The following is a 12,225-nucleotide window of genomic DNA, read 5'->3' on the forward strand; positions in this document are numbered from 1 at the left end:
GTTGGTCGTGTTGGTCGTGACATTTTCATTCGTCGCGAACAGCTGGCTGCCATTGACGGCATCCGTCGATGTCGCGCTTAGGTCACCCGCTTGCACGTTGGTGATCTTGTCACCCCCCACGTCCAGGCCATCCACCGTACTGGTGATCACGGTGTTATTGGTAGCGTCACCAATCGTTACCTGAGTGAACTCAACTTCATCAGCAGTCGCGACTTCAATCACCTGATCGGCATTGCGGCTTATCTCGATATTCTTGCCATCGATAAACTGAACCGTTTCACCCGGTGCGACGTTATCCGCGGTTTCAGCATTAACCTGAACATCCCAGCCAGCATTGGCAACATTGCTAACGCTTGTCAGCTGCTCCTGTGTCGCTGCTTGGCCACCAGTGTAAGTGGCGTTCGGGTCAAAGGTGGTGTTGGTCAGGCCACTGATCGTGCCGGCATCGCCATCAATCGAGACAGGGTTGGTAGACCCCACACTGAGCACGTCCGCTAGGCCAAGCTGTACACCGTCTGCCGTGGTGGTAGAGGTAACGTTGGCATCACCGTTAACATTAATGGTGTCGCCTAACGCGTACTTGTTCGATGTAGCACCGTCGCCAAAGTTAATGCCTTTGTCGATCTCGGCAGCATTGTTGGTGATGTTGGTCGTGTTGGTCGTGACATTTTCATTCGTCGCGAACAGCTGGCTGCCATTGACGGCATCCGTCGATGTCGCGCTGAGATCACCCGCTTGCACGTTGGTGATCTTGTCACCCCCTACGTCCAGGCCATCCACCGTACTGGTGATCACAGTGTTATTGGTAGCGTCACCAATCGTTACCTGAGTGAACTCAACTTCGTCAGCAGTCGCAACTTCAATCACCTGATCGGCATTGCGGCTTATCTCGATATTCTTGCCATCGATAAACTGAACCGTTTCACCCGGTGCGACGTTATCCGCGGTTTCAGCATTAACCTGAACATCCCAGCCAGCATTGGCAACATTGCTAACGCTTGTCAGCTGCTCCTGGGTCGCTGCTTGGCCACCAGTGTAAGTGGCGTTCGGGTCGAAGGTGGTGTTGGTCAGGCCACTGATCGTGCCGGCATCGCCATCAATCGAGACAGGGTTGGTAGACCCCACACTGAGCACGTCCGCTAGGCCAAGCTGTACACCGTCTGCCGTGGTGGTAGAGGTAACGTTGGCATCACCGTTAACATTAATGGTGTCGCCTAACGCGTAGTTATTTGACGTCGCACCGTCACCAAAGTTGAGACCTTTATTGATCTCGGTGGTGTTATTCGTCACGTTGGTATTCGTCGCGAACAGCTGGCTGCCGTTAACGGCGTCCGTCGATGTCGCGCTGAGATCACCCGCTTGCACGTTGGTGATCTTGTCACCCCCCACGTCCAAGCCATCCACCGTACTAGTGATAACGGTGTTATTGGTAGCGTCACCAATTGTTACCTGAGTGAACTCAACTTCGTCAGCAGTCGCAACTTCAATCACCTGATCGGCATTGCGGCTTATCTCGATATTCTTGCCATCGATAAACTGAACCGTTTCACCCGGTGCGACGTTATCCGCGGTTTCAGCATTAACCTGAACATCCCAGCCGGTATTCGCTATATTTTCAACAGCGACCAACTGAGCGACGTTAACGGCATCATCTAATTGGGTACCAGCGGCAACGCTAGTGATTTGACGACTACCAATGTCAACCGCACCAAGAGCGGCAACGGTGCCCGCAATATTAGTCGAATCAGCAACGGTAGCACCGGTGGGAACGTAGCCAGCTACACCTGATTCAACAGTGGCAGCTGAACCAGCACCCAAGGCTACGCCGTTAACTGCTGTCACGTTCGAACTAAGACCAAGCGCAATGCCATTAGTTGCTGTTGAATCAACCGTCGCTGAAGTACCAAGAGCAATACCGGCATCAGCATTAGCTTTTGAGCTAGCGCCCAATGCCATGCCGTTTGTTGCTGTTACGTTCGCACTATTACCAAGCGCAATGCCACTATTTGCTGCCGCATCAACCGCCGCTGAAGCACCAAGAGCAATACCGCCATCAGCAGCAGCACTAGTAAGCGCACCAATTGCTACTGAACCACTTCCTGGGGAACGCGCATCAAGACCTTGAGCAATGGAGCTATCGCCTTCAGCGATGGCAGGCGCGTAAGCAGCAGGCGAGATGGCAATAGAAGCATTTCCTGTCGCCTGCGCACCGCCACCAATGGCTGTACCAGTATTGACAGTAGCTCCGCCGACATCTTTTCCGGCTACCGCGTCAAAACCAATGGCTGTTCCAGAGACTACCTTTGCGCCTGCACCAACAGCAGTTGAAGCTAAATTATCACCGACTGCATAACCATTGGGGTTAGTAACACCAGTTAGCGCACCAGCAGAAATGGTTGAAGAACCAGCGTCTGCCCCATCACCGACGGCAACTGCACTCTCCCCTGAAGCGCTTGCATTGGTGCCCGCCGCCAGGGCGTTAACCCCAGAAGCGCCGTCATTATTGAAGTTGGCTTGCTGCGTACCGTTATCGTTGACACTGAAGTAGTGGGTTTCGCTGGCCCTTAGCTGCGCGACGTTAACGGCATCATCCAATTCGGTACCAGCGGCAACGCTAGTGATTTGACGGCTACCGATGTCTACTGCAGCACGTGTTGCGATCGTGCCTGCAACATTAGCTGATTCAGTAGCAGTGGCGCCAGCGGGAACGTAGCCTGCTACGTTTGCTGCTATCGTGGCCTTTGAACCACTACCCAAAGCAACACCGCCAAAAGCCGTCACTTCAGTGTTAGTCCCCAATGCCGTGGCTCCCGAACGGTTGGCAAGGGCATTTTTGCCTAGCGCTACACCAGCTTCAGCATAAGGGGTGGGTAATAATGTTGTATCTGTATTATTATTGTCTACGCGCCAAGTGGCTTGCGCACCATCACCGACGGCAGTACCACCATTAGCTGCAACAGTGGGGTCGGTGGGATCATTACCAATGGCAACGGAACCTGTTGCTCGGCTGCCTGAGCCCAGCGCCATGGCATTTTTACCCGTGGCTTGCGCGCCGGTACCCATGGCGATGGTGTTTTCAACCGAGGCAAGGCTTTCCTTACCAATAGCAATACCATTATTGCCCTGTACATTGGCAAAATCGCCTAGCGCAATGGCGCTATTGGCAGAGCCAGTTGCATCGCCATTGGTATCATAGGTACCCACCTTGGCATCCTGGCCAAGGGCGATACTTCTCTCACCTGATACTTGGGACTGACGACCCATAGCGATGGAGTGCTTGCCATCCACAAGCGTGGTAGCACCCAACGCAATCGCAGAAGTAGAAGCCAGGGTTGTGGTTGCATTTGTGCCAGCGGCTATAGAAGAATTCCCTTCTGCCTTTGCAGGCCAGTATTCAGCGCCTGACAACGCAATAGCGGCATTACCTGCTTGCGCACCACCGCCAACCGCCGTGCCTGTAACAAGTCCGCCAGTTGAGTCACCTACCTTTGCATTAGCCCCGATGGCGGTTCCAGACGTGGCCTCTGCACCGGCACCCAGCGCGACTGATTGCATTAAAAACTCGGGCCCTGCAATCGGCGGGCTAAAACGCGACTCGGCTTTCGCATTATGCCCAATGGCAATTGCGCCTCCTGAATTTGCCGTCGCAAAAACCCCCAAGGCAATCGTCTGTTCATCTTGTGCGGTACTGTTCCGCCCGATAGCGACTGACTCAGAGCCTATGGCTTTAGCGGTGCTACCTAGGGCTACAGTACGTTCAGACGACGCTGCAGCATTAGGACCTATAGCAATCGCTCTCTCTTTCGTCGCATCTGAGAAACCCAAGGCAATAGAGCTGTTACCGCTGGCAGTAGCATCAATGCCAACAGCAAGGGAATTCACTCCACTTGCAATGGAAGAAACATCTCTATTCCCGCCAATAGAGATGGCGTTCGCTGCAGTCGCTTTTGCGCCTGCCCCTACTGCAGTGGAAGTAACACGAGCTGCTTGCGCTTGTACCCCTATCGCTACACCACCAGTGGGAACATCAACTGATGCCAATGGCGGTTCGTTTTCTCCCACCTTAGCACCAGCACCAATGGCAACACCTCCATTTCCATTCTCGTAAGCCTTGGCATTAACACCCAAGACGATGGACTGATCGCCTACAGACAACGCATTCCTACCAACCGCGATGGATGACACCCCTAATGCCCTTGTCGTTTCACCTGCAACGCTAGACCCGCCACCAATGGCAATTGAGTAGTCAGCGCCACCTTCTGCTCTGGCCCCTATTGCAACAGCGCGGTTAAAGTTTGCTCTGGACTGAGCACCCAAGGCGGTAGCAAAATTCCCTGCTTGCGCATTAAAGCCAAGTGCTGCCCCACCTGCATTGGATCTTGAAAACGAGCCAACCGCTGTTGCAGCCAACGAACCAGTACCTGATGAGCCGCACCCAGCAATCGTTGAATAAGTTCCACTACCATCTATGGGGTTACCCGCTAAACCGTAAGCCGTCCCATCAACTGTCCCCGTGTTAGCATTACTACAATTAGCAGCGCCGGCAAAAACTCTTGCATCCACATCGGTAATGGAGAATGGCAGTGAGGCAAGTGCCACAGCAATAACGGCTGGGCGCAACAAGGCAGAAATACTGGAGGAGGTTTGCGGCGCTGGCAGTTGGCCAACGAGCCCTTGCCGGGTGGCGGCTTTATCACGGCTGCGGGCCGCTTCAGAAGTTACCACTAACCGGCCAAGCGTACGGTTCCAGATTAAGCGAAATACGTTATTCATTGCTTAGAACTCCACTAACTGTTCAGTGAGGAGGCGCATTTACCTCGCACAACTATCTTTCCCTTGGCCATTTCGGTGTGGTGCTGAAGCGTTGAGGCGTAACACCTCACCTGGCAACATCCATCCGACCGGGCAACCACTGACTACCAACGCGCAGAGCCACCTGAGTAAGCAACACTGCACTGCGTGATATGCGGTTTCCAAAGCACTAACGCCCCTGTGTTAAAACACAGAAGTTAGTTAATACCGTTCAAGGCGTTTATTTAGTGGGTTCATTCTCGTACTTAGATTAGTGCTAACTCAATACAGTGAAATTATTGTTCATATTTAACCAAGATATACACAATTATTAACAAACACATAAAAACATTATTTAACCTTTATTAGAATAATAAAAATAAAAACACTCATAGATATTTAAAAAATAGTTATAAAAAACTTCATTTCGATAAAAAATCGCGAGAAAATACCAGTAAAATATTACAAAGAGTTAAATAATCACCTCAAACTGGTTGCAGAACTCAAATACAACACTGTCTTTGGCAGTGCCTTTTTAATTTAGAAACACTGTTTTAATATTTAATGATTATTTATAGTTTTATTTTCTGCCCTACCATACTCTCAGATTAACTATTGTTCACAAACAAGTTCTGTGCTGAAACAGTAAAACGGCTTTCACTACTGCTATCACAGCGTGGTGGATTTCTTAACTCTAATTGTGTGGATAAAATCAAGCAGTCACAGACCATGGACAATCACTGATGTCACCTCCATTAACGCACTCAATGAATGGTGCTATCATGCCATAATCAGCTGCTGGGTAACCTTTAGTGTCCATCGTTTGGATTAATTAAGGTATTATATTTCTAATTTAGATAGCTTGCTTAGCGCTAGTTCTATTTCCGTCACGCTCCTCTTACACCAATAGAGCGAATGTTAAGCAACGCAATTTTTTGACAGTACTTAACATTTGAAAGCATAAAGGTTAGCTTACTCACCGTTTGATATTTGCATGATCTTAATTTGAAAAATTGTTGCTCGATTTTTTGGGAGAAATCTGCGACAACTATAGTACTAGCGTTTTACTACTAGGCGGGCTTAATTTTTCGATAGTTTATCCTTAAGATAACGCACGGAAACCGTCTATCTTATGGTCGGCTTTTCTACAAGCACGCTAACAAAATTGCAGTTGAACTGATGTTTAATCACTAAAATAAACCATTTTCAACGATAAATGAGCAGATTAGTAATTTTATCTTATTGTTACATTAAGACGAGCCACCCTATGATTCAGATAACACAAACGACTAATTAACAGAACTATCTGCGCTTGTATTGCTGATATCGAGGAAAACATATCGGACGACCGCACTTTTGTTCTCGTTGAACTCTATGGATAGACCTACACAGCATGCTGCTTACTTTCACTGACAAGACACGACTTGGATATGGCCTATGCGTATTGCAATAGTAGAAGATGAGAAGGTGGGTTCAGAGCGCATTGAAAAGGCGCTTTTGGATGGGTTTGCCGAACGAGGCATCGAAGCTAATATCTTCTCCTTTGAAACCAGTAAAGCCTTCATACATACCGCCAGTCGTAACACGTTCGACTTGGTGGTGCTTGATTGGCACTTGCCTGATGGAACAGGCATCGCTCTGCTCAACTGGATGAAAACGTATCTGCAGATCCTTCCTGCCGTCATTATGGTTACCCTGAGGCAGGAGGAAGTAGATGTCATTCAGGCGTTGAATGCAGGTGCTGATGACTTTATTAGCAAGCCTTTCAGACCCCGTGAGCTTGCTGCAAGAGCCTATGCTTCCACACGCCGCCACTCATTACGCACACCTAGCGTGGCGCAACAGCAAGCACTTGAATTTGGCCGTATTAAGCTGAATGCCAACCGTGAAACGGCTTATGTAGACGGTGAAGAAGTGACGTTGACTCGGCAGGAATTTCGTTTGGCATTCCTTCTACTCAACCAGCTTGGCAGTCCGCTTTCACGCTCTTACTTATATGAATATGTTTGGGGGAAAAGTGACCCGCCGGGCACACGCACGCTAGATGTCCACATACACCGGGTACGCAAAAAACTGAATCTAACTTCAGAATTTGGCTGGAATCTTGTTTCAGTTTATGGATATGGCTACCGACTACAGGCGCTTGACGAAATGACTGAGGCAACCGTAAGCAAATAGAGGGGCTATTGAGCTATTGAATTGAGGGCGAAAGCCATTACACAATAGCAAAAAACCCGCTTTGGAAATTGATTTCCTAAGCGGGTTTTGCTGTTAAAGCCACTCAACCATGGGGGGCTATGCTATTCAGTCAATATGAATACCAATGCGCCGAGCGACTTCCTCATAAGCCTCAATGACGCCTCCCAACCCTTGGCGGAAACGGTCTTTATCAAGTTTCTCACGGGTGTTGGCATCCCATAGACGGCAACCATCCGGAGAGAATTCATCGCCGAGTACAACCTCGCCTTTAAAGATGCCAAACTCTAGCTTGTAATCGACAAGCAAAATATCACCTTCGGCAAATAGCTGCTTGAGGACATGGTTCACTTTAAAAGTGAGTGTCTTCATTTTTGCCAGTTGCTCTGGGGTTGCCCAACCAAAGGTTTCTGCTAGCGACTCATTAATCATTGGGTCGCCTTTTTCATCATTCTTTAAGAACAGCTCAAAGGTCGGAGGAGACAGTGCCATCCCCTCTTCAACGCCCAACCGTTTAACCAAACCGCCAGCCGCAATGTTGCGTACTACACATTCAACAGGAATCATCTGCATATTTTTTACTAAGCTTTCGTTATCCGAAAGCTGTTTTTCAAAATGCGTAGGGATTCCCGCTTCTTGTAGACGTTGCATAATGTATGCGTTAAAGATGTTGTTCACCTTGCCTTTACGGGCCAGTGACTCTTTCTTTTTGCCATCAAACGCGCTGGTATCATCACGAAAATGCAGTACCAACAAATCTGGATCGTCGGTGGTATAAACAGATTTTGCTTTACCAGCATAGAGCTCTTGGCGCTTTTCCATGGGGACTCCGAAAAGGTTACAAAATTAGACGTTAACGTAGATAGCCGGAGACACGCTCAAGCAGCTCGCGCTGATCATCAGCACTAAAGCTACGTTCACTGGCATTAATGGCGCGCAGAATCGTCTTATCACCGTTAGGCTGAAGAGCAAGACGAATTTGCTGTGACATACGGCGTACATCGGGGCTAAAGACGATCTGCAGTGGATTACGTCCCCGCTCTGTCTCCGTCATATACTCAACCAAAAACTCATAATTATCAGCGGAAGTTGCTAATAAGTCACGTTCGCCCTCTACACTAAAATCAAGTTCCAGATAATGATCAAGTTCCGCCCAAACACGATCTATCGGTTGAGGAATTACCACTTCCCACTCGTCGCCTTGCTGTTGCAACTGAGGCGTTTGCTGTTCTGCAAGTCGTTGAGCTGTCCAAGAAGAAGCGCTAGCGGTGGCACTACGTGCACCTAGGTACTGTTCTAACGCGTCAAGACATGCTGCTACGCTTTGCCCTGATTGTTCGCAGCGTACCTCACTACTGCCCGACCTCAACGCACTCTGCAGCGTCAATGTGGCTTGCGAGGTCACTATAACGCCTTGGCTTGCATTACTTTGCTGTACACCTAGCTGGCGACTACGCGCAAACGCTTCTAACTGTGGCCAAACGGCTCCCGTGTCTGCCGCGACTACTAGCCATGTCTGGTTACCTACCTGACGACGCTCTACGAACTCTGGTTCTAAGCCACTGCCAATCGCTAATGACGGAGGCGCAGAAATCTCAGCGGCCTGTTGAGGACGCGTATCTTGTGCAGTAACTTGCGGCACAGGCATAGCATCGCGGTAACGCTGGGTATTGCGCGTGTCAGGAAGTACTAGGGGGGGCGCTGGGGCGGCTTCAGTGTAGTCTAAATTGCGGTCATGGTAGTAACCATCGCGCGAGCATCCGGCAAGTACAACAGCTGTTGCGAGTGCCAGCGGTATCCATTTAAGCGCACGTTTTTCAAGCAAGCGTTTTTCAAGAACAGGGCGCATCGAGCCACCTTAACAGTCAACAGATCGAGTACCCGGCGAGTCAACAACGACCACCGGGTAACAGAGGGGTTGCGTCGAATTACTCCTCTACGACGCCCGCCAACTGCAGCGCTTCACTCACAGTGGCGTGGTACTTTTCAGACAACCAAGTTAACGGCAGACGAATCCCTGCGTCCATATACCCCATGCGATGCAGTGCCCACTTAACTGGGATTGGGTTAGCTTCGATGCCTAAATTAGTATGTAACGGCATCAAACGCGTATTAATTTGGTGCGCTTTGTCTGCATCACCGGCCACTGCTGCAGCACATAAATCATGCATTGCTTTAGGCGCTACGTTCGCAGTAACGGAAATATCACCGTGGCCACCCATCAACATAAAATCACAGGCAGTGGCATCGTCTCCGGAGTAGAGCATAAAATCGCTGCCCTTCAAGCGAGTAATTAGATCCTCGGCACGCTCAAGGTTCCCCGTCGCATCTTTCAAACCAATGATATTTTTCACTTCTGCCAAGCGCACTACCGTTTCATTGTAGAGATCAGAGCAGGTACGACCAGGAACGTTGTACAGAATTACTGGAAGATTACTGCCTTCAGCAACGGCTTTAAAGTGTTGGTATAGCCCTTCTTGGGTCGGCTTATTGTAGTAAGGGCACACCGATAGGCAATAGTCTGCGCCCACTTCACTGGCATAGCGTGCCAGCTCAACCGCCTCTGATGTGGCGTTAGCCCCGGTGCCGGCAATCACTGGAATTCGGCCATTCACCTCTTCTACCACGCTGCGAATCACATCGAAGTGCTCGGCAAATGACATGGTAGTAGGCTCGCCGGTGGTACCCGCTGCAACGATGGCATCAGTGCCATTATCGAGGTGGAAGTTCACCAGACGACGAAGCGCCTCCCAGTCGATGTCGCCATTGATCTTCATCGGCGTCGCCAGGGCGACAATGCTGCCTGTGATCATCCGCTTGTTCCTCACCTACAAAATTATAAAATTACGCGGCAAACGATATTCATTCAAAGAAATCGAGTAGCCACGACCATTAGCCTGGGTATCGCATGGGCATACATTGAGCATACATAGTGGGGCAATTCGACTAGCTGCCATTTTATGCCTTTCGCCTTCTGCTGTGCTCCAAGGGGTTCTACAAAAAACAAATGGTACTCAGGCGACTCGAACCTGTACAGCGCAAAGCACTGAGAGTTTTTATAGCCCTTCGCTATTAGGCGCTTATTCGCTTTGACATAAGCGCGTTACTTGCGTGTAATCAACTCACTATATTATCCCATTAAAGGAGCTTTACATGTCAGTGCGCCTTAACCAATTGGTACCTGACTTTTCCGCCCCAGCCACCGGTGATACAACGGTGACGCTGTCTGAACTGCGCGGTAAACAGGTAGTTATCTATTTTTACCCAAAAGCCAGTACACCCGGTTGTACTACCGAAGGTGGCGATTTCAGAGACCGCAAACCGCGTTTCGATGCTGCCAACACAGTCATTATCGGCGTTTCTAGAGACGGTATCCGTGCTCAGGAGAACTTCAAGGCGAAGCAAGAGTTCAATTTCGAGCTTATCTCCGATAAGGATGAAACTGTGTGCCAGCTTTTTGACGTTATCAAGCTCAAAAAAATGTACGGTAAAGAGCACCTTGGCATTGAGCGTAGCACCTTCCTGATTGACAGTGAGGGTAAGCTTGCTCAAGAGTGGCGTGGCGTTAAAGTTCCAGGGCACGTTGATGACGTATTGGCAGCCGCAGAAGCATTAAATGCCAGCTAACAAGACCAAGACTGCCGTATCCCTTGTGGATGCCATCTCCGCTCGTTTCTCTTATTCGTTCACATGCATTACGAGTAGATAGCGCCTATTAATGTTCAACCACTGGTAGCTGCTTTTTTCCTTCTCGTTCTTCAATCCCTCTTGGCCAAGCGTAAACCAATGCTTTTAGCAATGTAGCCAGGGGGATTGCAAAGAAAACGCCCCAAAACCCCCAAATACCGCCAAAAAACAGCACCGCAACAATAATTGAAACGGGATGGATATTATTCGTTTCTGAAAACAACACTGGTGCAAGCACATTCCCGTCAAGTGCTTGAATCACACCATAGGCAATCAGCACATAAGCAAATTGCTCACTGATTCCAAAATGAAACCCTGCGACCGCCGCCACAGGAATAGTGACAACTGCCGCTCCAATGTAAGGCACCAGCACAGAGAAACCCACAAGCACTGCTAATAACGCGGTATAAGGCAAGCCAAAGAAAGCGAAGGTAAAGAAAGAAACCGTACCAACAATAATAATTTCAATCGATTTGCCGCGTATGTAATTCGCAATTTGACGATCCATTTCATGCCAGATGCGGGTCAACAGCGTGCGCTTTTGTGGTAGCAGCGACAGCGTAAAACCTACCAATGACTGGCGATCCTTGAGCATAAAGAATACCAGTATCGGCACTAACACGAGATAAATAATCAGCGACATAATGTTGCCCAGCGACGCCAGTGAAAGTGTTAATGCACGCTGCCCTAGCTGGCTGATTTCTCGGCTTGCAACGCCTATCCAGCTTTGCATTTGATCGGGGGTTATTAAATTTGGATAGCGCCCCTGTAGGTCGTCTAACCACCCCTGGCCACTAGCAAACATTCGGGGAGTTTCCTGAACAAGGCCAACAAGCTGATTCCAGATTAGTGGCATTAAGATGAAAGCAAGCGTCAATAACACGCTAACAAATGCTACAAACACAACAATAACCGCTAGCAAATGAGGCACCCCGCGCCGGGTCAGCGCACTCACTACCCCCTGCAGCAAAAACGCTAGCACAAGCGCAGTGAAAAACGGCGCTAGCATTCTGCCAAACCAAATAATGGCTGCAAATCCAGCTACTAACACAAGCAAAAGGATTAACGCCTCTTCGTCTGAAAAGTAGCGTTCTACCCAACTTTTCAGAATGGTACGCACGGTCATGAGCGAGATATCCCTGCTTTGCGTATCCAGAAGTAGTAAATATCGCCGCGTTGTTCGCGCCCTTCAAGCGTATGGTCGCTTAGCTCAGTAAATGATGCCATATCGCGCCATGAGCCAGCATCGGTTGACCTCACCTCTAGTCGTTGACCTGGGGCCATCCCAGCCAGTACCTGCTTGGCTTTTAATAGCGGTAGCGGGCAATGTAATCCGGTGGCATCTAACACGGTGTCTGGCTGAAGGCTATTAACTGGCCTAGAATCTGTTTGCTCGGACATACCCTCTCCTGAAAAATATTTGCTCGAATACGGTATTGTTACAACCACTATTTCTTTCAAATCCTCATTGAGAATTTGATTTAACGGCACTTCCCTGCCTGAATCAATGTCACACCGCTGTTTGCTGCGTATATTACTTGAACTCAGGAA

Annotated in this window: 8 protein-coding genes; 2 read left to right on the forward strand and 6 right to left on the reverse strand. The window is 49.3% G+C overall.

What is annotated here, in order from left to right; genetic code table 11:
* On the reverse strand, window positions 1-4,773 hold a 4,773-nt coding region (locus tag CR46_RS0104690), incomplete at its 3' end, for an ESPR-type extended signal peptide-containing protein (RefSeq protein ID WP_030070345.1).
* Between the two features lie 1,455 nt (window positions 4,774-6,228).
* On the opposite strand from CR46_RS0104690, the gene CR46_RS0104695 reads away from it, so the two are divergent.
* Window positions 6,229-6,969: a response regulator transcription factor gene (locus CR46_RS0104695; protein ID WP_030070346.1), complete on the forward strand. Its 741-nt coding sequence runs from the start codon at window positions 6,229-6,231 to the stop codon at window positions 6,967-6,969.
* A gap of 126 nt (window positions 6,970-7,095) precedes the next feature.
* Here CR46_RS0104695 and purC read toward each other — a convergent pair whose 3' ends face one another.
* The 3 genes from purC to dapA all read right to left on the reverse strand — a co-directional run bounded on the left by purC (window position 7,096) and on the right by dapA (window position 9,800).
* A complete protein-coding gene (gene purC, locus CR46_RS0104700) occupies window positions 7,096-7,809 on the reverse strand; it encodes a phosphoribosylaminoimidazolesuccinocarboxamide synthase (protein ID WP_030070347.1) in 714 nt (237 codons plus the stop codon).
* Between the two features lie 31 nt (window positions 7,810-7,840).
* A complete protein-coding gene (locus tag CR46_RS0104705) occupies window positions 7,841-8,836 on the reverse strand; it encodes an outer membrane protein assembly factor BamC (protein WP_030070348.1) in 996 nt (331 codons plus the stop codon).
* Window positions 8,837-8,915: 79 nt separating this feature from the next.
* Complete coding sequence (gene dapA, locus CR46_RS0104710; RefSeq protein WP_030070349.1) at window positions 8,916-9,800, reverse strand: 4-hydroxy-tetrahydrodipicolinate synthase; 885 nt, start codon at window positions 9,798-9,800, stop codon at window positions 8,916-8,918.
* Window positions 9,801-10,140: 340 nt separating this feature from the next.
* Between dapA and CR46_RS0104715 the strand changes: the two genes are divergently transcribed.
* On the forward strand, window positions 10,141-10,614 hold the full coding sequence (locus tag CR46_RS0104715) for a peroxiredoxin (RefSeq protein WP_030070350.1): 474 nt from the start codon (window positions 10,141-10,143) through the stop codon (window positions 10,612-10,614).
* An 88-nt stretch (window positions 10,615-10,702) separates the two neighbouring features.
* Here CR46_RS0104715 and CR46_RS0104720 read toward each other — a convergent pair whose 3' ends face one another.
* Together CR46_RS0104720 and CR46_RS0104725 are read right to left on the reverse strand one after the other, a co-directional pair.
* Window positions 10,703-11,800 carry an AI-2E family transporter gene (locus CR46_RS0104720; protein WP_030070351.1) on the reverse strand — a complete coding sequence of 366 codons (1,098 nt, stop codon included), beginning with the start codon at window positions 11,798-11,800 and terminating at the stop codon, window positions 10,703-10,705.
* Window positions 11,797-12,075 carry a sulfurtransferase TusA family protein gene (locus CR46_RS0104725; protein ID WP_030070352.1) on the reverse strand — a complete coding sequence of 93 codons (279 nt, stop codon included), beginning with the start codon at window positions 12,073-12,075 and terminating at the stop codon, window positions 11,797-11,799. The genes CR46_RS0104720 and CR46_RS0104725 overlap by 4 nt, the downstream gene beginning before the upstream one ends.
* Window positions 12,076-12,225: the final 150 nt, after the last annotated feature.

The organism is Vreelandella neptunia (genome assembly GCF_000712975.1).
GTDB classification, from domain to species: domain Bacteria; phylum Pseudomonadota; class Gammaproteobacteria; order Pseudomonadales; family Halomonadaceae; genus Vreelandella; species Vreelandella qaidamensis.